This window comes from Streptomyces sp. NPDC001903, from assembly GCF_042891345.1.
Lineage (GTDB): Bacteria > Actinomycetota > Actinomycetes > Streptomycetales > Streptomycetaceae > Streptomyces.
On record NZ_JBIASZ010000016.1, the window covers coordinates 159,224 to 180,851 of the forward strand.

Annotated in this window: 19 protein-coding genes; 8 read left to right on the forward strand and 11 right to left on the reverse strand. The window is 73.8% G+C overall.

The features are described 5' to 3' along the window. Positions 1-5 precede the first annotated feature (5 nt). Positions 6-668, reverse strand: a complete 663-nt coding sequence (locus tag ACFYZS_RS30340; protein WP_389019350.1) for a chaplin — start codon at positions 666-668, stop codon at positions 6-8. Between the two features lie 162 nt (positions 669-830). Here ACFYZS_RS30340 and ACFYZS_RS30345 point away from each other — a divergent pair, with 162 nt between their 5' ends. After that, the gene (locus ACFYZS_RS30345; protein WP_389019353.1) at positions 831-1,379 is read left to right on the forward strand and encodes a hypothetical protein; all 549 of its coding nucleotides are present in this window, start codon (positions 831-833) and stop codon (positions 1,377-1,379) included. Here ACFYZS_RS30345 and ACFYZS_RS30350 read toward each other — a convergent pair. Together ACFYZS_RS30350 and ACFYZS_RS30355 are read right to left on the reverse strand one after the other, a co-directional pair. Then, entirely contained in the window at positions 1,360-2,565 is a 1,206-nt protein-coding gene (locus ACFYZS_RS30350) for an SWIM zinc finger family protein (RefSeq protein WP_389019356.1), read from the reverse strand. The two genes, ACFYZS_RS30345 and ACFYZS_RS30350, sit on opposite strands and share 20 nt — an antisense overlap. Before the next feature lie 19 nt (positions 2,566-2,584). Continuing rightward, positions 2,585-5,467 (reverse strand): SNF2-related protein, encoded by a 2,883-nt coding sequence (locus ACFYZS_RS30355; RefSeq protein WP_389019359.1) that lies wholly within the window; start codon positions 5,465-5,467, stop codon positions 2,585-2,587. A 398-nt stretch (positions 5,468-5,865) separates the two neighbouring features. Here ACFYZS_RS30355 and ACFYZS_RS30360 point away from each other — a divergent pair, with 398 nt between their 5' ends. Further along, entirely contained in the window at positions 5,866-6,423 is a 558-nt protein-coding gene (locus tag ACFYZS_RS30360) for a hypothetical protein (protein WP_389019362.1), read from the forward strand. A gap of 31 nt (positions 6,424-6,454) precedes the next feature. After that, positions 6,455-6,715, forward strand: coding sequence for a DUF6343 family protein (locus ACFYZS_RS30365; protein ID WP_389019505.1), 261 nt, complete (start codon positions 6,455-6,457; stop codon positions 6,713-6,715). Between the two features lie 70 nt (positions 6,716-6,785). Here ACFYZS_RS30365 and ACFYZS_RS30370 read toward each other — a convergent pair whose 3' ends face one another. From ACFYZS_RS30370 to rpsA, 4 genes are all read right to left on the reverse strand, one after another. After that, positions 6,786-7,193: a tetratricopeptide repeat protein gene (locus tag ACFYZS_RS30370; protein WP_389019365.1), complete on the reverse strand. Its 408-nt coding sequence runs from the start codon at positions 7,191-7,193 to the stop codon at positions 6,786-6,788. A gap of 66 nt (positions 7,194-7,259) precedes the next feature. Continuing rightward, positions 7,260-7,877 (reverse strand): dephospho-CoA kinase, encoded by a 618-nt coding sequence (gene coaE, locus ACFYZS_RS30375; RefSeq protein WP_389019367.1) that lies wholly within the window; start codon positions 7,875-7,877, stop codon positions 7,260-7,262. Positions 7,878-7,952: 75 nt separating this feature from the next. Beyond that, the gene (locus tag ACFYZS_RS30380; RefSeq protein ID WP_327285608.1) at positions 7,953-8,891 is read right to left on the reverse strand and encodes a PAC2 family protein; all 939 of its coding nucleotides are present in this window, start codon (positions 8,889-8,891) and stop codon (positions 7,953-7,955) included. A 160-nt stretch (positions 8,892-9,051) separates the two neighbouring features. Next, positions 9,052-10,560, reverse strand: coding sequence for a 30S ribosomal protein S1 (rpsA, locus tag ACFYZS_RS30385; RefSeq protein ID WP_030292147.1), 1,509 nt, complete (start codon positions 10,558-10,560; stop codon positions 9,052-9,054). 367 nt (positions 10,561-10,927) lie between these two features. Between rpsA and ACFYZS_RS30390 the strand changes: the two genes are divergently transcribed. Further along, complete coding sequence (locus tag ACFYZS_RS30390; RefSeq protein ID WP_389019372.1) at positions 10,928-11,797, forward strand: class I SAM-dependent methyltransferase; 870 nt, start codon at positions 10,928-10,930, stop codon at positions 11,795-11,797. 7 nt (positions 11,798-11,804) lie between these two features. After that, a complete protein-coding gene (locus ACFYZS_RS30395) occupies positions 11,805-14,447 on the forward strand; it encodes an ATP-dependent RNA helicase (RefSeq protein ID WP_389019375.1) in 2,643 nt (880 codons plus the stop codon). On the opposite strand, the gene ACFYZS_RS30400 is transcribed toward ACFYZS_RS30395, so the two are convergent. Further along, positions 14,431-15,435, reverse strand: a complete 1,005-nt coding sequence (locus tag ACFYZS_RS30400) for a DUF3068 domain-containing protein (protein ID WP_389019378.1) — start codon at positions 15,433-15,435, stop codon at positions 14,431-14,433. The genes ACFYZS_RS30395 and ACFYZS_RS30400 overlap by 17 nt on opposite strands. A gap of 13 nt (positions 15,436-15,448) precedes the next feature. Continuing rightward, positions 15,449-15,589 carry an SPW_0924 family protein gene (locus ACFYZS_RS30405; RefSeq protein ID WP_107048105.1) on the reverse strand — a complete coding sequence of 47 codons (141 nt, stop codon included), beginning with the start codon at positions 15,587-15,589 and terminating at the stop codon, positions 15,449-15,451. Between the two features lie 222 nt (positions 15,590-15,811). On the opposite strand from ACFYZS_RS30405, the gene ACFYZS_RS30410 reads away from it, so the two are divergent. Further along, on the forward strand, positions 15,812-16,006 hold the full coding sequence (locus ACFYZS_RS30410; RefSeq protein WP_389019381.1) for a hypothetical protein: 195 nt from the start codon (positions 15,812-15,814) through the stop codon (positions 16,004-16,006). 207 nt (positions 16,007-16,213) lie between these two features. Beyond that, positions 16,214-16,567 carry a hypothetical protein gene (locus tag ACFYZS_RS30415; RefSeq protein ID WP_389019384.1) on the forward strand — a complete coding sequence of 118 codons (354 nt, stop codon included), beginning with the start codon at positions 16,214-16,216 and terminating at the stop codon, positions 16,565-16,567. Between the two features lie 31 nt (positions 16,568-16,598). Here the strand turns inward: ACFYZS_RS30415 and ACFYZS_RS30420 are convergent, their stop codons facing one another. Then, on the reverse strand, positions 16,599-17,813 hold the full coding sequence (locus tag ACFYZS_RS30420; RefSeq protein ID WP_389019387.1) for a lytic transglycosylase domain-containing protein: 1,215 nt from the start codon (positions 17,811-17,813) through the stop codon (positions 16,599-16,601). 165 nt (positions 17,814-17,978) lie between these two features. Between ACFYZS_RS30420 and ACFYZS_RS30425 the strand changes: the two genes are divergently transcribed. Then, positions 17,979-18,833 (forward strand): DUF4184 family protein, encoded by an 855-nt coding sequence (locus ACFYZS_RS30425; RefSeq protein ID WP_389019390.1) that lies wholly within the window; start codon positions 17,979-17,981, stop codon positions 18,831-18,833. 44 nt (positions 18,834-18,877) lie between these two features. Here the strand turns inward: ACFYZS_RS30425 and polA are convergent, their stop codons facing one another. After that, positions 18,878-21,598, reverse strand: a complete 2,721-nt coding sequence (gene polA / locus ACFYZS_RS30430) for a DNA polymerase I (RefSeq protein ID WP_389019393.1) — start codon at positions 21,596-21,598, stop codon at positions 18,878-18,880. Positions 21,599-21,628: the final 30 nt, after the last annotated feature.

Sequence of the window (21,628 nt, forward strand, 5' to 3'; positions counted from 1 at the left end):
GTCGGCTACCGGAGGCGGAAGCGGCGGTAGAGCAGCACCCCGCCCAGCAGCAGCGCACCGCCGCCGGGCAGCAGGTAGCCGGCTCCGTCGGCGCCGGTGTGGGCGAGCGCCGGGCCGTGCTGCGGCGGCGCGGGCGGGGTGACGGGCCGCTCGACGACGGGCGGCTGCACCGGCTGCGAGGGCTGCGCCGGCTTGCCGCCGCTGGGCTCGTCACCGTTGACGGACGTGTTGCCGGTGGAGCCGTTGCCGACCCCGACGACGCTGACCGAGTTGCCGCTGATGTTGACCGGGACGTCGACCGGGAGCTGGATTCCGTTGCCGGACAGCAGCCCCGGCGAATCCTTTCCTCGACCGTCGGCATGGGCTCCCCCGCCCGTGTGGGACCCGCTGCCGGCTCCGGTTCCGGGTTTCGAAGGATGCGAGGACCCCGACCCTGGATGCCCGTCGTCGCCACCGCCCTGGTTGGTACAGCGGTTGCCCGCGGCCGAGTTGAGCAGCCCGACCACGCTCACGGTGTTGCCGCACACGTTCACCGGGGTGTGCACCGGCAGTTGCACCAGATTCCCCGACAGCAGGCCCGGCGAACGCTCGGCCTTTCCGCCCGCGTCCGCATCGGCGTAGGCGAATCCGCCGACACCCGCGACCGCCAGTCCGCCTCCCGCAACCACCGCCGCGATCAAGCCATTCCGACGACTGTGACGCATGAGTTCCCTGCCTTCCGGAGGAGTTCGCGGGCACTGCACCCGCACCGGAAACAACGCGGTAAACCCGTTCGGGTTATAGAGCCGGTAGGCATTTCACCCCATCGTGTACTGGGTAATGGCTACTTCATGACCGAACGCCCGCTCCTGCTCCTCGACGTGGACGGCCCCCTCAACCCCTTCCGGTCCCGCCTCGCGCGGCTGCGCGGCTACACGAGTCACCGGATGCATCCGGCGGACTGGATGTCCCACCGGGACCCCGAGTCCCGCAGCGCCCGGCGCGGGCTGCGGGTCCGCCTGCACCCCGCGCACGGAGCCCGCCTGCTGGCCCTGCCCTTCGAACTCACCTGGGCCACCGCCTGGATGCACCAGGCCAACACGATGATCGCCCCGCACATAGGGCTTCCCGGCGACCTCCCCGTCATCGAATGGCCGGAACTCTTCGCCGACGATCCCGACGGTCTCTTCTGGAAGACCCGCCCGCTCCTCGACTGGGCCGCGGGCCGTCCCTTCGCCTGGGTCGACGACATGATCACCCCGCAGGACCGCGCCTGGATCGAGGCCCACCACCCGGCCCCGGCCCTCCTCCTCACCATCCACGCCCGCCACGGCCTGCGCGACCGCGACTTCACCACGTTGACGCGCTGGGCGGCGGAGGTCAGTGGCGCAGGGCGGTGAGGGGGTCGGCCGAGGGGGTGCCCGTGGGCCACCAGTCCTCGGTGTCCGGGCGGGACTCGTAGGCGTACCAGAGGCCGTCGCGGCCCAGGCGGAGCTGGCGGGTGTGCGCGGTGAGGCGGTTGCGCTCGGGGCGGAAGGCGCCCCGGGAGGCGGCGAGGAGGACCGGGCGGGCCCGGTCGAAGGGGCCGGCCGGCGGGTCCCAAGGCTCTTCGAGGGCGGCGAGCGCGGGCCGCCCGCCCTGGCGCCAGGCCGCTGCGGCGCGCGCGAGGTCGGTGGTGGTGCGGCCGGTGGCCCGGGCCAGGTCCCGGTAGAGGGTGCGGGCCGCGCCCGTCAGGCCGGCCGTGTGGTGCGCGGAGGCCAGGCGGACGGCGTCCTGCCAGAGCGTGAGCCCGGCGGTCGGGTCCTCGGCGGTGGTGAGCAGCGTGAGGGCGCGGACGGCGGCGTCCGTGGCGAGCTGGTCCAGGGCCAGCGGGTCGGGGGCCGCCGCGTCGGCCGGGTACGCGGGCGGGAGCCCCACGGCTGCGGGCGCGGGCAGCGGGGCCGGCAGCGGCGGCAGCCCGGTGCGCGCCAGCGCGGCGCGGGCCGCGACCCCGGGGAAGTCCGGTGCGGTGTCGGGCTGTTCGCGGGCGGCGTGCGCGGCATTGCGGCGGGCCAGCTCGTCGAGGAGCTCCCGCTCGCCCCGGCCGCGCAGGAGCAGCAGGACGAACGGGTCTCGGTCGAGCAGGCGGGCCGCCCGGTAGCAGAGGGCCGCGGCGTGCTTGCAGGGCGGACGGGCGGTGTCCGGGCAGGAGCAGCGCGGGACGAGTTCCCCGGCGCCGGGCAGGACCGTACCCGCCAGGGACTGCGGAACCTCCCTCTCCAACAGGCTCGCGAGGGCCGCGGGGTCCGCGGCGACCTCCTCCAGGAGCTCGCCCCACTCGGCGTCCGGGAAGGGGCTCAGGGCCAGTTCGGTGCGGTACGGCCGGGCCCGGCTGCCCCGTACGTACGCCACGATGCGGCCCGGGGTGACCGTGACCGCGTCGACATGGCCCTCGGCCGCGTACGCGTGCCCCCGGGCCAGGCGCGCGGCATCGCCGGAGGCCTCTTCGAGCGCCGACACCCAGGCCCGCCCCCACCAGCTGACGGCCTCCACCCCGGCGGGCACCGTCTCGAAGGTCCGGCGGCGGTCGTCCCTTGCGGTGATCATGCGGGCCTCCTCGCCGTGGTCATGCGGGCCTCCGCAGGGAGACGAGGTCGGCCAGCTCGCGGTCGGTCAGCTCCGTCAGGGCCGACTCCCCCGAGCCGAGCACGGCATCCGCCAGGGCCCGCTTCGCCTCCAGCATCTCGGCGATCCGGTCCTCCACGGTGCCCTCGGCGATGATCCGGTGCACCTGGACCGGCTGCGTCTGGCCGATCCGGTAGGCGCGGTCGGTGGCCTGCTCCTCCACCGCCGGGTTCCACCAGCGGTCGAAGTGGATGACATGGCCGGCCCGCGTGAGGTTCAGCCCGGTGCCCGCCGCCTTCAACGAGAGCAGGAAGACCGGGACTTCGCCCGACTGGAAGCGGTCCACGAGCTCCTCGCGGCGGGCCACGGGCGTCCCGCCGTGCAGGAGCTGGTGGGAGATCCCCCGGGCTGCCAGGTGCCGCTCGATGATCCGGGCCATCGTCACGTACTGGGTGAAGACCAGCACCGAGCCGCCCTCCGCGAGGATCGTGTCCAGCAGCTCGTCGAGCAGGGCGAGCTTGCCCGAGCGGTGCGGGATCCGGGGCTGCTCCTCCTTCAGGTACTGCGCGGGGTGGTTGCAGATCTGCTTGAGCGAGGCCAGCAGTTTCATGATCATGCCGCGCCGCTCGATGCCCTCGCTCGCCTCGATCACGGCCATCGCCTCCTCCACCGCGGCCTGGTAGAGCGAGGCCTGCTCCCGCGTGAGGGAGACCGGATGATCGGTCTCCGTCTTCGGCGGCAGCTCGGGGGCGATCCCCGGGTCGGACTTCTTGCGCCGCAGCAGGAAGGGCCGGACGAGCGCGGCCAGCCGGGCCACCGCCGCCTCGTTGCCCCCGTCCTCCTCCTGCTGGTGCTCCACCGGGCGGGCGTGCCGGGCCCGGAACGCCGTCAGCGGCCCCAGCAGTCCGGGCGTGGTCCAGTCGAGCAGCGCCCACAGCTCGGAGAGGTTGTTCTCCACCGGGGTGCCGGTCAGCGCCACCCGGGCCGGGGCCGGGATCGTGCGCAGCGCCTTCGCGGTCGCCGAGTGCGGATTCTTCACGTGCTGCGCCTCGTCGGCGACGACCATGCCCCAGGGCTGCCCGGCCAGCCGGGCCGCGCTCGCGCGCATCGTCCCGTACGTGGTGAGGACGAACCCGCCGGCCAGCCCGTCGAGGCTGCGGCTGCCGCCGTGGAAGCGGCGTACGGGGACTCCGGGCGCGAACTTCTCGATCTCGCGCTGCCAGTTGCCCAGCAGCGAGGCCGGGCAGACGACGAGCGTCGGCTCGGGGCGGTCCCGGTGCAGGTGCAGCGCGATCAGCGTGACCGTCTTGCCCAGGCCCATGTCGTCGGCGAGGCAGCCGCCGAGGCCGAGCGAGGTCATCAGGTCGAGCCAGGCCAGGCCGCGGGCCTGGTAGTCGCGCAGGGTGGCCTTCAGGGCGACGGGCTGCGGCAGCGGGGCCAGCTCGCCGGTCAGCCGCTCCCGCAGGGCGGCCAGCGCGCCCACCGGAACCGCCTCCACCGGCTCCCCGTCGACCTCGGCCGTCCCCGTCAGGACCGCGGCCAGCGCGTCCACCGGGTCCAGCAGGCCCAGCTCCCGCTTGCGCGCCTTGCGCACCAGCTCGGGATCGACCCGCACCCACTGGTCCCGCAGCCGCACCACGGGCCGGTGCGCCTGGGCCAGCGCGTCCATCTCCCCCGGGGTGAGCCGGTCGCCGCCCAGCGCGAGCTCCCAGGAGAAGGAGAAGAGGTGGGCGGCGTCGAAGAAGGCGGTGCCGTCGGTTGCGGAGCCGGGCGCGGTGGACCGTACGACCGCGGACGCGGACAGCGTACGAGCCAGCTCGCGCGGCCAGTGGACCAGGACCCCGGCCGCCGCCAGCCGGCTCGCGGCCCTGCCGAGGAGGTCTTCGAGCTCCGGGTCGGACAGGGCCAGGACATCGGGGACCGGCTGGTCCAGCAGCCGCAGCAGCGGCGGCCAGACCCGGGCGGCCCGGCGCAGCGCCAGTACGGCATCGATGCGGGCGCGCGGCCCGAACCCGGCGGCGGCCGCTCCGGCCCACAGGAGCCCGGCGTCGGTGACGAGGGTGGGGTCGGCGAGGCTGTGCACCTGGACGACGGCAGCGCCCGCGCGGCGGACGTCCGCCTCCCCGGCGCCCCGGGTGCCCTCGGCGTCCCCCGTGCCCTCGGCCTCCTCCGGCCGGTCGAAGAGGCGGAACGAGGACAGGTCGAGCCGCAGCGAGATCCCGACGCCGGCATCGGCGCCGGCCGCGACCTGCGCGGCCCACTCCTGTATCCCGGGCACCCGCTGCGGCTCCTGCGCGGCGAAGGGCCGCCCCGCGGCCACCGGCGCGGCCGGGGTGCGGGGCAGGCTGTCGGCGACGGCATCGAGGAACGCCCGGACCAAGGCCTCCGGTTCGGGCAGCTGGAGCGGGCGGCGGCCGGCCAGCGGAGTCGCGTACCCCTCGTGCGGGAGGGCGGCGGCCACCGCGCGGAGATGGCCCACGTCCTCGGCGTCGAGCGGGCCGGCCCGCCAGGCGTCGATCCCCTCGGGGGTGACACCGGGCAGGAGGCGGCCGCGGGCGACGAGCGCGAGGGCGTGCAGGGCGGCGGTGCCCCAGGCCCGGGTGGCGGGATGCGCGGCCGGGCTGCGGGGGGCCCGGGCGAGGAGGGGGAGGGCCTCGGTGACGGAGAGGGTGCGGGAGGGGACGGTACGGGTGCGGACCCCCTGCCCGTGGGGGCGCACGACCGTGAGCGGGGCCGCGGTCCCCGCGCCGCCGTCCGGGAGGGGGTCCCCGTCGGGCGCCCAGAAGGCGATGCGGGCCTCGCGGGGGACGGCGGCGGGGAGGAAGACGGCGGGGTGGCGCAGGAGCGCGGCCGCGGGCGGCTGCTGCGTCGGTGTCGGCGTCACGGTGTCGGCTCCTCTCCCTCTCGGCGCGGTCGGATCAGACGGGTCCCGTCTGCCGTCGAGTCTAGGTGCGGGCACTGACAACGCCGCTGAGCTGGGCAGACACCGGCTCCCGGCCCGCTGCGCGGGACCGGAATCCCCCTCCCGCCCTTAGGGGGTGTCGTCAAAGTCCCTTCTGGCCGGCGGGGTCTGGCACGCGCGCTCGCCGCGTTGTCGTCGGTCGACGACGCGAGCGTCGCCTCTCTCCTCCGCCTTGCGATCACACGCACCAGACCCCGCCGGCCCCGCCCTTGCGGGCGGACGAAGCTACTTTGACGACACCCCCTAGCCCGCGTTTTGCGCACCGCCGGCGTGGGGACGGCTGGGGCATCGCATCAGCTGCCACATGGGGAGAAACCGCCATGCTTCAGGGCTTCGTCGCCGTCATCGCGCTCGCGCTCGCCGCCCCCGGATTCCTCGGCGCCGCCGATCTTCCGCCGCATCCCACCTCGCCCTGGCGTGCCGGCAAGGTCACCAAGGGGCTGCCCGAGACGGCGCCGTTCTGCCTCGACGGGGCGCTTCCGGCCGCCGGGAGCTGGCACCGGCGGTTCGGGACCGACCTCGACACCAGTGCCGTGCAGGTCTCCGTACGGGCCTCCTCCGACGCGGCGGCCGCCCGGCTGGCCCGGAGCCTGGAGCGGCAGGTGGCCGCCTGCGCCGCCGACTGGCTGCGGAAGCACCCGGACGGGACGGCCCGGTCGAAGGACTACGGCGCCCTCCCCGTCGAGGAGGGCGCGCACGTCTACGGCGTGAACACCTCGGTCCCGGACTCCGAACCCGGTGTGCACCTCTTCGGCATCGGACGCGACGGCTCCACGGTGACCGTCGTCCAGTGGGGTCAGATGGGCGACCTGGGCGACGCTCCCGTCCCCGCCTTCAAGCGGACGACCACGACCGCCGTGAACCGCCTCGATCCATGACCGGTGGGACCATGGAGTGGAGGCGATGGCCATGCGTTCCGGAAACGAGCCGGTGACCGCCCGCAGTCCGCTGCGGCTGCGGTTCTGGCTGAGTCTGTGGGGGTTCGTCTGGGCCGCCGCCGGGACCGCCGCCTTCGCGCTGGTCGGCCGTCCCGGGTGGGCGGCAGCCTGCGGGGTGGTCGCCGTGCTGGCGCTCGTCGACCTGGCCGTGGTCCTCCACCACATCCACCAGGGCCCGCACTACCAGCCGGGCCCGGACATCCCCCCGTACGAGCCCCCGCACCAGCGCTGAGCCGGCCCGCCCGCTGCTGAAGGCGGGCGGCGAGGCGGGCGGCCCGCCACCACGCGCAGCGGGCGCCCCGCTACTGCTCGAAGCGGGCCGCGGCCACGTAGTCGGGCCGCGGGTCCAGGGCGGCCGCCAGGCGGAAGTGCTTGCGCGCCTGCTCGGAACGGCCGGAGCGCTCGTGGGTACGGGCCAGGGCGAAGTGCGCGAAGGCGTTGTCCGGCTCCCGCTCCAGCACCAGCTCGAACTCCAGCGCCGCCGGACGCAGTTGGGCGGCCGCGAAGAACGCACGGGCCCGCAGCAGGCGGGCCGCCGTGTTCTCCGGGTGGGCGGCGATGACCGAGTCGAGCAGCTTCACGGCGCCCAGCGGGTCGCGCGCGGCCAGCAGCTGCTCGGCCGCCCGGTAGTCGATGACGTGGGTCTCGGGCGACGAGCCGGACGACGAAGGCGGCTGCGCCGGTATGGGCGGCGGCGTGGTATCGGACACGGTGTGATCCTTCCCTCTGCGGCCGCGTTCAACGCCCCGCGCCCCGCCTTCTATTCCATGTGCACGTCAGGCACGGCCCGTGCCCGACGCCGCTTCCCGCTCCTTGAGCTCCGCCCACACCTTGCGCACCTGCGGCTCCAGCGCCTCCAGCGGCCCGTCGTTGTCGATCACGAGCGTGGCCACCGCCAGCCGCTGCTCCCGCGTGGCCTGCGCGGCCATCCGGGCCCGCGCCTCCTCCTCGGCCATCCCGCGCAGCGCGGTCAGCCGGGCCAGCTGCGTCCCGGGGGCGGCGTCCACCACCACCACCAGGTCGTACAGCGGTGCCAGCCCGTTCTCCGCGAGCAGCGGTACGTCGTGCACCACGATCGCGTCGGCCCCCGCGGCGGCCTCAAGCTCGGCCGACCGGGCCCCGACCAGCGGGTGCACGATGGCGTTGAGGGTCTGCAGCTTCGCCGGGTCGGCGAACACGATCGAGCCCAGCTTCGGCCGGTCCAGCGTCCCCTCGGCGGTCAGCACGGACTCCCCGAAGGCCGCCACGACGGCCGCGAGCCCCGGCGTACCGGGCTCCACGACCTCCCGCGCGATGCGGTCGGCGTCCACGACGACCGCCCCGTACCCCGCCAGCAGCCGCGAGACCTCGCTCTTGCCGGCACCGATTCCGCCTGTCAGGCCCACCTTCAGCATGCCCAGCAGACTAGCCCCCGCGCCCCGGCCCCCGTACAGCCCCCTGGCCCAGCGGGCCGGGCCGGGCCGGGGACCTCAGCCCTCGCCCTCGCGCTCCGCCAGGAACCGTTCGAACTCGCGGCCGATCTCGTCGGCCGACGGGATCTCCTGCGGCTCCGCGATCATGTTGCCCCGCGTCTCGGCACCCGCCGCCGCGTCGTACTGGTGCTCCAGCCCCTGGACCAGGGCGACCAGCTCCTCGTCGCCCTCGCGGATCTGCCGGTCGATCTCCGTCTGCGTGCGGTGCGCCTCGGTGCGCAGCGCGTGCGCGACCGCCGGCAGGACCAGCCCGGTCGCCGCCGTGATCGCCTCCAGCACCGTCAGCGCCGCGTCCGGATACGGGGAGCGCGCCACGTAGTGCGGTACGTGGGCCGCGACGCCCAGCACGTCGTGCCCGGCCTGGCCGAGGCGGAACTCCACCAGGGACTCCGCGCTGCCCGGCACCTGCGCCTCGTCGAAGGGGCTGCGGTGCCCCGGCATGAGGTCGGTCCGGTTGCCGTGCGGGGTGATGCCGACGGGCCGGGTGTGCGGGACGCCCATGGGGATGCCGTGGAAGTTGACCGAGAGCCGGACGCCGAGGCGCTCGACGATCTGGCGGACGGCGACGGCGAAGCGCTCCCACTCCACATCCGGCTCGGGGCCGGAGAGCAGCAGGAACGGGGCGCCCGTGGCGTCCTGGACGAGGCGCACCTCGAGGCGCGGCTCCTCGAACTCGGTCCAGTGGTCGCGCTGGAACGTGAGCAGCGGGCGCCGGGCGCGGTAGTCGACCAGGCGGTCCGCGTCGAACCGGGCCACGACCTGGTGGGGCAGCGTGTCGAGCAGCCGCTCGACGATCTGCTCCCCGGCCTCACCTGCGTCGATGTACCCCTCGAAGTGGTAGAGCATGACCAGCCCGGCCGAGTCCTGGGCAAGCGCCAGGTCCGCCACTGCCAGGCCCTTGGCGTCCCATTCGTACAAACCCTGTGGATCAAGCACCGTCACCACTCCTCCTCGCCGCCTACTGTGCGCACAACGTCCAAGGCGGCTGCTCCATTCCCCAGTTGGCCCCTTTCACAGGAATGCAACAAGGCCCGCCCCCCTGAGGGGACGGGCCTTGTCTTCAGCTCAGCTCACACCGTGGTGCGATGCGCTGCGATCAGCTCTGGCCGCCGGCCAGCTTCTCGCGGAGCGCGGCCAGGGCCTCGTCGGAGGCCAGGGCGCCCGAGGTCTCGTCCGACTCCGAGGAGTAGGAACCACCCGAGATGCCCGCACCGGCGTTGCCACCGGCGGCCGGGGCGGCAGCGCCCTCGGCAGCGGCGGCCTCGTCGGCCTCGCGGCTCTTGATGACCTGGGCCTGGTGCTGCTCGAAGCGGACCTGCGCCTCGGCGTACTGGCGCTCCCACGTCTCGCGCTGGGTCTCGTAGCCCTCGAGCCAGTCGTTGGTCTCGGGGTCGAAGCCCTCGGGGTAGATGTAGTTGCCCTGGTCGTCGTAGGACGCGGCCATGCCGTACAGGGTCGGGTCGAACTCGACCGACGCCGGGTCGGCACCGAAGGACTCGTTGGCCTGCTTCAGGGACAGCGAGATCCGGCGACGCTCGAGGTCGATGTCGATGACCTTGACGAAGATCTCGTCGTTGACCTGGACGACCTGCTCCGGGATCTCCACGTGGCGCTCGGCCAGCTCGGAGATGTGGACCAGACCCTCGATGCCCTCGTCCACGCGGACGAACGCACCGAACGGAACCAGCTTGGTGACCTTGCCGGGGACGACCTGGCCGATCTGGTGCGTACGGGCGAACTGCTGCCACGGGTCTTCCTGCGTCGCCTTCAGCGACAGGGAGACGCGCTCGCGGTCCATGTCCACGTCGAGGACCTCGACGGTGACTTCCTGGCCGACCTCGACAACCTCGGACGGGTGGTCGATGTGCTTCCAGGACAGCTCGGAGACGTGGACGAGACCGTCGACGCCACCCAGGTCCACGAAGGCACCGAAGTTGACGATCGAGGAAACGACGCCGGAGCGGACCTGACCCTTCTGCAGGGTGGTGAGGAACGTCTGGCGGACCTCGGACTGGGTCTGCTCCAGCCAGGCACGGCGGGACAGGACCACGTTGTTGCGGTTCTTGTCCAGCTCGATGATCTTCGCCTCGAGCTCCTTGCCCACGTAGGGCTGGAGGTCGCGGACGCGGCGCATCTCGACGAGGGAGGCCGGCAGGAAGCCGCGGAGGCCGATGTCGAGGATGAGACCACCCTTGACGACCTCGATGACGGTACCGGTGACGATGCCGTCTTCTTCCTTGATCTTCTCGATCGTGCCCCAGGCGCGCTCGTACTGGGCGCGCTTCTTGGACAGGATCAGGCGGCCTTCCTTGTCCTCCTTCTGGAGAACCAGGGCCTCGATCTCGTCGCCGACCTTGACGACCTCGTTCGGGTCGACGTCGTGCTTGATCGAGAGCTCACGGCTCGGGATCACGCCTTCGGTCTTGTAACCGATGTCGAGCAGGACCTCGTCCCGGTCGACCTTCACGATGACGCCGTCGACGATGTCGCCGTCGTTGAAGTACTTGATCGTCTCGTCGATCGCGGCGAGGAAGGCTTCCTCGTTACCGATGTCGTTGACCGCTACCTGCGGGGTGGTAGAGGTGGTCTCGGTGCTGCTCGTCATGTGGGAAAGGGCTCCGGTTACGGACAGAAAGTCGTAGGTACTGCTACGCCGGGAGCCCTTATCGGCATCTGCCGAAGAAGCCGGACAGCCAAGGAAGCCCCTACTCCGCCGTGAAGCGGTCAGGGCCTCGAGAACCGAGGGGTCATCAACAGATGCAAGCGCAGCCTGCTAGGTCTGAGGAGCACAGGCTCGCAGCGCAACTTGTAGCATACGGGGGCAGCCGGACAGGGTCAATGCGCGAAGGCGCACACCCCGGGCGGATCACCGCATAACCGGCACAATTCGTGGGCGGGCAGGCGCCGATGGCCCTTCCCTGCCGTGTTGCGACTCTTTCCGACTCTTTCCGCAGACTACGACGACGGGCCCCATGAACCAAGAGGACTACGCCTCCGAAGAAGCGTACGAAGCCGACGGCGTCGGCCACGGCGGCGGCGAGGAGGACGGCGACGAAGCCGAGGCCACCCGGCGCGAGGCCGGCGAGGCGGAGAGCAGCCGGGCCAGCCGGGGCTGGTGGGACCGCAACGCCGACGAGTACCAGAGCGAGCACGGCGCCTTCCTCGGCGACGACCGCTTCGTCTGGGGGCCGGAGGGCCTGGACGAGGCGGACGCCGCCCTGCTCGGCCCCGCGGACTCCCTCAAGGACAAGGACGTCCTGGAGATCGGCGCCGGCGCCGCCCAGTGCTCCCGCTGGCTGGCCGCCCAGGGCGCCCGCCCGGTCGCCCTCGACCTCTCCCACCGCCAGCTCCAGCACGCCCTGCGCATCGGCGACGACATCCCCCTGGTGGAGGCCGACGCCGGAAGGCTGCCCTTCCGCGACGGCTCCTTCGACCTGGCCTGCTCCGCGTACGGGGCCGTCCCCTTCGTCGCCGACCCCGTGAACGTCATGCGCGAGGTCCACCGCGTGCTGCGTCCCGGCGGCCGCTGGGTCTTCTCCGTCACCCACCCCGTCCGCTGGGCCTTCCCCGACGAACCCGGACCGGAGGGGCTGTCGATCGCCGCCTCCTACTTCGACCGGACCCCGTACGTGGAACAGGACGAGCAGGGCCGCGCCGTCTACGTGGAACACCACCGCACCCTCGGCGACCGGGTCCGGGACGTGGTCGCGGGCGGATTCCGCCTGGTCGACCTGGTGGAGCCGGAGTGGCCCGCCTGGAACACCCAGGAGTGGGGCGGCTGGTCCCCGCTGCGCGGCAATCTGATCCCCGGGACCGCGATCTTCGTCTGCGAGAGGGACTGAGACCCCGTTGACCGGACAGCTCCGCCAGGCCGATCTCGACGCCCTCCCCGTACGGGAGGCCCTGCCCGCACTCGTCTCGGCGCTGGACGCCCACGGCACGGCGGTGCTCTGCGCCCCGCCCGGCACCGGCAAGACCACGCTGGTGCCGCTGGTGCTGGCGGGGCTGGTGGGCGGCGGGCCCCGGCGCCGGGTGGTCGTCGCCGAGCCCCGGCGGATCGCCGCCCGGGCGGCGGCGCGGCGGATGGCCTGGCTGCTGGGCGAGCAGGTCGGCGGCCCGGTGGGCTTCACGGTGCGCGGCGAGCGGGTGGCGGGCCCGGCGACGGTGGTGGAAGTGGTCACCACCGGGGTGCTGCTCCAGCGGCTCCAACGGGACCAGGAGCTGGCCGGGGTCGACGTGGTGATCCTGGACGAGTGCCACGAGCGGCACCTCGACGCCGACACGGTCGCCGCGTTCCTGCTGGACGTACGGGAAACCCTGCGCCCGGAGCTGCGGCTCGTGGCGGCTTCGGCGACGACCGACGCCGCGGGCTGGGCCCACGTCCTCGGTCGCGGGCGCCCGGGGGGCGCGCCGGTGGTGGAGGCCGCGGGGGTCTCGTACCCGGTGGAGACGGTCTGGGCCCCGCCGGCCCGGCCGGTGCGGCCGCCGCACGGGATGCGGGTGGACCCGGCGCAGCTCGCGCACGTGGCCTCGGTGGTGCGGCGGGCGCTGGCGGAGCGCACCGGTGACGTCCTGTGCTTCCTGCCCGGCGTCGGGGAGATCGCCCGGGTGGCCGGGCAGCTGGGCGGGGTGGAGGCGGAGGTCCTGCAGCTCCACGGGCGCGCCCCGGCGGCCGTGCAGGACGCGGCGCTGTCCGCCCGGCCGCACCGCCGGGTGATCCTGTCCACCGCGGTGGCGGAGTCGAGCCTGACCGTGCCGGGGGTACGGGTGGTCGTGGACTCCGGGCTGGCCCGCGAACCCCGGGTGGACCATGCGCGGGGGCTGGGCGCGCTGGCGACCGTACGGGCGTCGCGCGCGGCCGGGCGCCAGCGGGCGGGCCGGGCCGGGCGCGAGGCGCCGGGGGCGGTGTACCGCTGCTGGTCACAGGCGGAGGACGGCCGCCTGCCGGCGTTCCCCTCCCCCGAGATCCGGATCGCGGACCTGGCGCAGTTCGCGCTGCAGGCGGCGTGCTGGGGCGATCCGGACGCGGCCGGGCTGGCCCTGCTCGACCCGCCGCCGGCCGGGGCGATGGCCGCGGCGCGGGAGGTGCTGGTCGCGGTGGGCGCGGTGTCCGCGGCGGGTGCGGTCACCCCGCGCGGGCAGCGGATGGCCCGGCTCGGGCTGCACCCGCGCCTCGCCCGCGCCCTGCTCGACGGCTCCGCCGCGCTGGATCCCCGCCGGGCGGCGGAGGTCGTCGCCCTGCTGAGCGAGGAGACGCCGCGGGAGTACGGCGACGATCTGGCCGCCGCCTGGCGCCGGGCCCGTGCGGGCGGCGACGCGTACGCGGCGCGCTGGCGGGCGGAGGCCAAGCGCCTGGAGCGTGCCGCGGGTGGCGCGGGTGGCGCGGGTGGCGCGGGTGGCGCGGGTGGCGCGGGTGGCGCGGGTGGCGCGGGTGGCGCGGGTGGCGCCGAAAGCGTTGGCAGGGTCGGCGGGGTCGGCGGGGTCGGGAAGGAGACGTCTTCCGACGCCGCCGCCGGGCTCGTCGCGGCCCTCGCGTTCCCGGAGCGCGTCGCCGGGGCCAAGGGCCAGGGGGCCTTCCTCATGGCCAACGGCACGGGAGCCGAGCTCGCCGACGGGTCACCTCTGCGCAGCGCGCCCTGGCTGGCCGTCGCCGTCGCCGACCGGGGGCCGCACTCCGCGTCCGCACGCGTCCGGCTGGCCGCCGTCATCGACGAGGACACCGCCCGGGCCGCTGCCGCGCACCTGCTCTCCTCCGGGGAAGAGGTCCGCTGGGAGGACGGGGACGTGGTGGCCAGGTCCGCGGAACGCCTCGGGGCCGTCGAACTGGCCGTGCGCCCGCTTCGGAACCCCGACCCGGACCTGGTCAGGGCCGCCCTCCTGGACGGCCTGCGCGGCGAGGGGCTCGACCTGCTGCGCTGGTCCCCGGACGCGCGGACGCTCCGGGCGCGGCTGGACTTCCTGCACCGCACGCTCGGCCGCGACTGGCCCGACGTACAGGACGACGGCACCCTGCTGGACCGCGCCGACGACTGGCTGGAGCCCGAGCTGTCCCGGGCCCGCCGCCGCGCCGACCTCGGCCGGATCGACGCCGGGCAGGCCCTGAACCGGCTGCTGCCCTGGGCCACCGGCGAGGCCGCCCGTCTCGACGAGCTGGCCCCGGAGCGGATCGAGGTGCCGAGCGGCTCCCGGATCCGGGTGGACTACTCCGCCGGGCACGGGCACGGGCAGCCGGTCCTCGCCGTGAAGCTGCAGGAGGTGTTCGGGCTGGCCGAGACCCCGAAGGTGGCCGGGGTTCCGGTACTCGTGCACCTGCTGTCCCCGGCCGGGCGGCCCGCCGCCGTCACCGCCGACCTGGCCTCCTTCTGGCAGGGCGGCTACCGCGCCGTGCGCGCCGAGCTCCGCGGCCGCTACCCCAAGCACCCCTGGCCGGAGGACCCGGCGACCGCCGAGCCCACCCGGCACACCAACGCCCGGCTCAAACGACAGGGGTGAGCCCGGCGGCCGGCTCCTCCTCGTCCTGCGCCGCGCGGCCGCGCCGGCCGCGGGCTTCCAGCCACAGCGCCAGCCCGAGCAGGACGAGCGCGCCGGCCGCCAGGCCGATCGGGGCGTACGTGTGCAGGGCGAGGACCTTCGTACGGTTCGACTTGACCAGGTCGACGGTGTACGCGGCGTAGTCCTCGCGCATCTTCACGTGCCCGGCGAAGACGGTGAGCCTGCCGTCGGGCGCGCCCGCGGCGATGCCGCCGCGCATCTCCTGCTCGATGACCTGCTCGGCGTTGACGGGCGCCCCGGTCACCGGGTCGACCCAGAACATCGCCTTGGCCTGGTACCAGAGGCTGGTGCCGGTGCTCTGCTCGAAGGTCTTCGGGTCGATGCCCTCGATCGGCATCTTCTTCGGCAGCGAGACCTTCGTCCACGGCAGGGTCTGCTCGTAGTAGTAGACGTCCATCCCGCGGTACGTGCGCGGGCCGACGTAGTGGATCGGCGAGGCCGTGCGGGTCTGCGCGTCGAAGTAGAGGTAGTCGCGCGGCTCGGTGAAGAACGGCCACTTGAACTCGATGCCCTCGCGCTTGACCGGGTCGCCGTCGACCATCTCGCCGGTGGCGTGCACCGGGTCCTGGGTGTGGGCGTCGAAGATGTAGCGCTCGGGTATCTGGGAGACCATCTTCCCGTCCGGACCCATGATGTGGGTGAGGGTGTCCCAGACGACCACGTCCTTGCCCGCGCTCGCCTCGATCTCCTTCGACGCCTCGACGTTGCCCTTCAGGGTCTGGACGATGGTGACCTTGTCCACCTTCTTGGGCTGCATGCCCGCGGTGTAGTCGAGGAGGGTCGCGTCCTTCGCCTCCAGGACCATCTCCTGGTACTGGCTCGGCGGGATCTTGGCCAGCCGGGGGTACGCGTACCAGCGCAGCAGCGGTGCGAGGGCGGCGAGGAACACGGCGAAGGCGAGCAGGACGAGGCTGGCGGTACGTCTCAAGGCCGGGCCTCCTCTACTGTCCGGGCGCGCTGGGCGCGGTGGTGAGCAGGGGCTTGGGCGAGGTCTTGCCTTCGGGCGCCCCGAGCGCCGTGATGGCGAACACGAGGGCCAGCGCGGCGGCAAGCCCGATGGCGGCGGCGAGGAATGCGCGCATGCCGGGGCCTCCGGAATCTGATGGGACGTCAGGGCGGAGCCCGCACCGTAGCAACGCGGGGCGGAGATGAGAACCGTCTGGACCCCGGATCGCAGGGCGGCATTGGTCCGAATTACCTATGGTCAGGCGTGCTGTGACGCAACGTGACGCCTTCCGCCGTCCTGCGGGTCAAGCCCCTCCCGGCATCCCGGTGGGGTTCCCCCGGAGTCGAGGAGCACGCGGATGAGTACCGAGAAGACGACGGGGGCGCGGCCGGATCCGCGCATCCGTCGCACCCGATGGACGGCCGGCGGCGCGGTCGCCTCGCTCGCGCTGCTCCTGGCGGCCGGGCTGACCGTGCCGAACGCGCTGGCGGCCCAGGAGGCGGGCGGACGCGTGGGCGCGTACGGCGCCGCGGGCGGCGGCGGCACGTTTTAGAAGGACCCCCGCACCGGCAAGGAGCGGGCGGACTGCCCGAAGGGCCCGCGGCAGGACGCGCGGGGCCCGAAGGGTCCCCCCGGCCCCAGCGGTCCGCCCGGGCCCACGATCAACGTCGGCGCGAGCATCCAGTCCTTCAGCGACCAGGTCATCCCGGACACCGCGCTCACCAAGATCCTCTTCAGCAGCGCCGTCTACGACACGAGCATGATGTTCGACGCTCCGAACTCGGCCCTGGTGGTCAGGACGGCGGGGCGCTACCTGGTCACGGGGCAGATCCTGCTGACCTACACCCCGAATCCGGCAGCGGCCCGGAACCTGCAACTGCAGGTGAACGGCGGTGGACGCGCGCTCGACTCACAGGACACCGCGGTCCTCCCGGGAACCGGGTACGCCTCGCAGTCCGTGTCGGCGACCCTGGAGCTGGCCGTGGGCGACGTGATCACGCTCCACGTCCGCCAGACCACGGGCGGCAACGCCAGCTCGCGGTTCGTGTCGGGATCCTTGAGCACGGCCGTCGCCCCGCGACTCACCGCGGAGCTGCTCGTACCGACGCCGTGACCACGGCCACCGCCTCCGCCTCCGCGCCCGGCTAAGGGGCCCTGGTCCCGGTGGGGGACGGGGAGGCGGACGGGGACGCCTTGCGCGTGGCCGTGGGGCTCGGGGTGGGCGCCGGGGTCGGCCGCGCGCTCGCCGTCGGGGTCGGCTTCGGGGTCGGCGTGGGACTCGGCGTCGGTGTGGGACTCGGCGTGGGTGTCGGGCTCGGCGTGGGTGTCGGGCTCGGCGTGGGTGTCGGGGTGGGCGTCGGCGTCGGCGTGGGCGTCGGCGTGGGCTTCGGGTCCGGAGTCGGAGTCGGGGTGGGCGTCGGAGTCGGCACCGGAGTCGGAGTCGGGCTCGGCGTCGGCTTGGGCGTAGGCGTCGGGGTCGGCTTCGGGGTCGGCCCCGACGGCGCCGGGGGCTGGTCCGAGCCCGCGTTCGGTACCTCGTGCGCGCCCTGGAGGTAGTACGTGAACCAGGACTTCACCGTCCGCAGGTACTCCGCGGACTGGTTGTACGAGAGCACCGCGCGGTCCAGATCGGCGGGTACGCGCAGGTCACGGGTGCCCGCGCAGAGGTAGCGGCCGGCCGCCAGCGCGGCGTCGTACACGTTGTTCGGGTTGCGGCGGCCGTCGCCGTCCGCGTCCTGCCCCCAGGACGCCCACGTGGAGGGGATGAACTGCATCGGGCCGACGGCCCGGTCGTACGCCGCGTCCCCGTCGTACTCCCCGCCGTCCGTGTCCCGGATGTTCGCGAAGCCGTTGCCGTCGAGCACGGGACCCAGGATCGGCCGCAGGGTGGTGCCGGCGGCGTCCACGCGGCCGCCGCGGGCCTGCCCGGACTCGACCTTGCCGATCGCCGCGAGCAGTTGCCAGCGCAGTCCGCAGCCGGGGTCGGTCTGCCCCACCTTCTGCTCGGCGAGGCGGTACGCCGCCAGGACCGTCGCCGGGATTCCCTGCGCGCCCTCAGCGCCGCCCATCGCCACCGGCTCGTTGTGCGTCGCCGCGGCCTCGGCGGCCGGCTGGGTCGGCTGCGGGGACGGGGCCTCCTGCGCCGGTTCGCCCGCCGCGGGCGGGAGTTCGGCGAGGTAGTCGGAGTCCCCGCCGGACTCCGCCGGTGGTACGGGCTGCGCGGCCGCTTCCGCGGTGTCCGCCGCGGAGGTCCGCTCCCGCGGGGGAGCCCCGGACGCCGTGAGCGCCGCCGCGACGAACGCGCAGGCCAGGACCGCGGCCCCACCCCTGCGCAGCCTGCTTCCGATCCGAGCCGACATGAGCCGGGTCCCCTCCCCCTCGACGTCGGCGCGACCTTACGTCAACTCCCTTCAACCTGCACCGATCAGCGCCCGGAATTCACCACTTCCCCACCTCCCGGGCAGCTCACGCATACTGACCCGGACCGTTCGGGGCGCATTGGCCCGAAGTAAGGAAGAGATGTCATGCCGTTCACCCTCAGCCACGCGGCGGCCGTCCTGCCGGCCGTCCGCAGGACGGGCCGCGCCCGCGGACCACTGGTCGCCTCGGCGCTCGTCCTCGGGTCGTTCGCGCCCGACACCTTCTACTTCGCCGACGCCGTCGTCCCGGGCGTCTGGCCGTACGGCGCGTTCGCGCACTCGCTGCCCGGGGTGTTCACCGCGGACGCCGTGCTGACCGCCGCGCTCGCGGCCTGCTGGCTGCTGCTGCGCGAACCGCTGATCGCGCTCCTGCCGCGGCGCCGCCAGGGCCGGATACACGTCTTCGTGCGCGGAGAGGACTGGCGGGGCCGCGGCCCCGTGCCGGTCGCGCTGTGGTTCTACGCCTGCGCCGTCATCGGCTCCCTCACGCACGTGGTGTGGGACAGCTTCACGCACCCGCACCGGTGGGGGACGGACGCGCTGCCCGTGCTCGGCGAGCCCTTCGCGAAGGGACTTCCCCTCTATACGTACGTGCAGTACGGGACTTCGGCTCTCGCCGCCTGCGCCCTGCTGTGGTTCACGGTGACCGCCGTGCGGCGGCTGCCCGACTCCCCCGCCCCGGCGTCCGTACCGGTGCTCGGGCGGGCGGAGTTGCTGGGCACGGTGGCGCTGGTCTCGGTGTGCGTGGCCGTCGGGGTGACGATGCGCGTGCTGCGCTTCTTCACGTTCTTCGACCGGATCCGCACCCCGCTCGACATCATCCCGACCGTCTGCTTCGGCGCGGGGGGCGGGCTCGCCGTGGGCCTGCTGCTGTACGGGGTCCTCGTCCGCTTCCTGCACCGGCGCGAGCCCTCGTCCCGTACGGACGAGGAGACGCGGACGCCCGTCCCCACCGCATAGCGGGGACGGGCGTCCGGCGATCCTGCCGCGGTGCGCGGCCGGGCTCAGTGCGCGGCCGACTCCCAGTCGGCGCCGACGCCCACCGACACGTCCAGCGGGGCGCGGAGCTCCACGGCGGCGCCCATCTCGCGACGCACCAGCTCCTCGACCTTCTTCCGCTCGCCCGGGGCGATCTCCAGCACGATTTCGTCGTGGACCTGGAGCAGCATCCGCGACTTCAGCCCGGCCTCGGTGATCGCCTTGTCCACGCGGAGCATCGCGACCTTGACGATGTCGGCCGCGGTGCCCTGGATCGGGGCGTTCAGCGCCATCCGCTCGGCGGCCTCACGGCGCATCCGGTTGTCGCTGTTGAGGTCGGGCAGGTACCGGCGGCGCCCGAAGATCGTCGCCGTGTAGCCGGTGGCCCGGGCCTCGTCGACGACGCGGCCCAGGTAGTCCCGGACCCCGCCGAACCGCTCGAAGAAGGTGTCCATCAGGCCCCGCGCCTCGGCGGGCTCGATGTTCAGCTGCTGCGAGAGGCCGAACGCGGACAGCCCGTACGCGAGCCCGTACGACATCGCCTTGATCTTGCGGCGCATCTCCGCGTCGACCTCGGAGCGCTCCACCCCGAACACCTGGGAGGCGACGGTGGTGTGCAGGTCCTCCCCGGACAGGAAGGCCTCGATCAGGCCCTCGTCCTCGGACAGGTGCGCCATGACGCGCAGCTCGATCTGGCTGTAGTCGGCGGTCATGAGGGATTCGAAGCCCTCGCCGACGACGAACCCGCGGCGAATGGCCCGGCCCTCGTCGGTGCGCACCGGCACGTTCTGCAGGTTGGGGTCGGTGGAGGACAGGCGGCCGGTCGCGGCGACGGTCTGGCTGAAGCTGGTGTGCACCCGGCCGTCGGCGGCGATCGTCTTGACGAGGCCCTCGACGGTGACGCGCAGCTTGGCCTGCTCCCGGTGCCGGAGCATGATCACCGGCAGCTCGTGGTCGGTCTGCGTGGCCAGCCAGGCCAGCGCGTCCGCGTCCGTGGTGTAGCCGGTCTTCGTCTTCTTCGTCTTCGGCAGGTCCAGCTCGCCGAAGAAGACCTCCTGGAGCTGCTTGGGCGAACCGAGGTTGAACTCGTGCCCGACCGCCGCGTGCGCCTCCTTCACCGCCTGCTGCACGGCTCCGGCGAACTGCTGCTCCATGGCCTCCAGGTGGTCGCGGTCCGCGGCGATGCCGGCCCGCTCCATCCGGGCCAGCAGCTCCGAGGTGGGCAGCTCCATGTCGTGCAGCAGCTCGGCGGCGCCGACCTCGGCGAGCTTGCCGGTGAACGCGTCGCCGAGGTCGAGGACGGCGCGGGCCTGCGCCATCAGGGCCTCCGCCTCGGCGGTCTCGTCGGCGCCGAAGGCGAGCTGCCCGTCGGCCGCGGCGGGCTGGAGCTCGCGGTGCAGGTATTCGTTGGACAGCACGTCCAGCGCGAAGGACCGGCGGCCCGGCTTGACCAGGTACGCGGCGAGCGCGGTGTCCATGGTGACGCCGGCCAGGCTCCAGCCGTGCTCGGGGAAGACCCGCATCAGGCCCTTGGCGTTGTGCACCACCTTGGGGCGCGCCGGGTCGGCGGCCCAGGCCGCGAACGCCTGCTCGTCGGCCCCGTCCAGCGCGGACGGCTCGAACCAGGCGGCGGCGCCGCCGGCCGCGGCCAGCGCGATCTCGCTGACATTGCCCTGGCCGAGCGCCCAGCTGTCCACGGTGGAGATGCCGAGCGGCCCGCCCGCGTGGGCCGCCAGCCACGGCGCCAGCTCGCCCGCGCCCAGCACGCTCGCGTCCAGCTCCACACCCGCGGCCGGAGCCGGAGCCTCCTCCTCGGCCGCGCCCGGGTCCACCGCCAGCAGCCGCTCGCGCAGCGAGGCGTTGCGGATCTCCAACACGTCCAGCACACCCGTCACGGCGGAGCGGTCGTACGGAAGGCGGGCCAGGTCGCCCGCCGCCTTGGGCAGCTCGACGTCCTTGACCATCTCGGTCAGGACCCGGTTGAGCTTCACGGCCTCCAGGTGGTCCCGGAAGTTCTGCCCGGCCTTCCCCTTGACCTCCTCGGCGCGCTCGACGAGCTCCGCGAACGACCCGAACTGGGTGATCCACTTCGCGGCGGTCTTCTCGCCGACGCCCGGGATGCCCGGCAGGTTGTCGGACGGGTCGCCGCGCAGCGCCGCGAAGTCCGGGTACTGCTGCGGGGTGAGGCCGTACTTCTCCTCGACCTTCTCCGGGGTGAAGCGGGTCAGCTCGGAGACGCCCTTGGTCGGGTACAGCACGGTGGTGTGCTCGGAGACGAGCTGGAAGGAGTCCCGGTCGCCGGTGACGATCAGGACCTCGAAGCCGAGGGCCTCGGCCTGGGTCGCCAGCGTGGCGATCACGTCGTCGGCCTCGAAGCCGTCGACCGCGAACCGCGGCACCTTCATCGCGTCGAGGAGCTCGCCGATCAGCTCGACCTGGCCCTTGAACTCGTCGGGGGTCTTGGAGCGGTTCGCCTTGTACTCGGGGAACTCCGTCGAACGCCACGTCTTGCGCGAGACGTCGAACGCCACCGCGAAGTGCGTGGGCGCCTCGTCGCGCAGCGTGTTCGCCAGCATCGACGCGAAGCCGTAGATGGCGTTCGTCGGCTGCCCGGTCGCCGTCGTGAAGTTCTCCGCGGGCAGCGCGAAGAACGCCCGGTACGCCAGGGAGTGCCCGTCCATGAGCATCAGGCGGGGGCGGTCCGCTGCGGTCGTCTGGTCGGTCTTCTTCGATGCGTTCTCTGCCACGCCCCCGATCCTAGGCGGCCCCGCCGACAA

What these genes read in the sequence shown, in the direction of transcription:
- ACFYZS_RS30345 (WP_389019353.1), top strand. Translation starts at nt 831, where the DNA reads ATGACCGAACGCCCGCTCCTGCTCCTCGACGTGGACGGCCCCCTCAAC.
- ACFYZS_RS30350 (WP_389019356.1), bottom strand. Translation starts at nt 2,565, where the DNA reads ATGATCACCGCAAGGGACGACCGCCGCCGGACCTTCGAGACGGTGCCC.
- ACFYZS_RS30360 (WP_389019362.1), top strand. Translation starts at nt 5,866, where the DNA reads ATGCTTCAGGGCTTCGTCGCCGTCATCGCGCTCGCGCTCGCCGCCCCC.
- ACFYZS_RS30365 (WP_389019505.1), top strand. Translation starts at nt 6,455, where the DNA reads ATGCGTTCCGGAAACGAGCCGGTGACCGCCCGCAGTCCGCTGCGGCTG.
- coaE (WP_389019367.1), bottom strand. Translation starts at nt 7,877, where the DNA reads ATGCTGAAGGTGGGCCTGACAGGCGGAATCGGTGCCGGCAAGAGCGAG.
- rpsA (WP_030292147.1), bottom strand. Translation starts at nt 10,560, where the DNA reads ATGACGAGCAGCACCGAGACCACCTCTACCACCCCGCAGGTAGCGGTC.
- ACFYZS_RS30390 (WP_389019372.1), top strand. Translation starts at nt 10,928, where the DNA reads ATGAACCAAGAGGACTACGCCTCCGAAGAAGCGTACGAAGCCGACGGC.
- ACFYZS_RS30405 (WP_107048105.1), bottom strand. Translation starts at nt 15,589, where the DNA reads ATGCGCGCATTCCTCGCCGCCGCCATCGGGCTTGCCGCCGCGCTGGCC.
- ACFYZS_RS30410 (WP_389019381.1), top strand. Translation starts at nt 15,812, where the DNA reads ATGAGTACCGAGAAGACGACGGGGGCGCGGCCGGATCCGCGCATCCGT.
- ACFYZS_RS30415 (WP_389019384.1), top strand. Translation starts at nt 16,214, where the DNA reads ATGATGTTCGACGCTCCGAACTCGGCCCTGGTGGTCAGGACGGCGGGG.
- ACFYZS_RS30420 (WP_389019387.1), bottom strand. Translation starts at nt 17,813, where the DNA reads ATGTCGGCTCGGATCGGAAGCAGGCTGCGCAGGGGTGGGGCCGCGGTC.
- ACFYZS_RS30425 (WP_389019390.1), top strand. Translation starts at nt 17,979, where the DNA reads ATGCCGTTCACCCTCAGCCACGCGGCGGCCGTCCTGCCGGCCGTCCGC.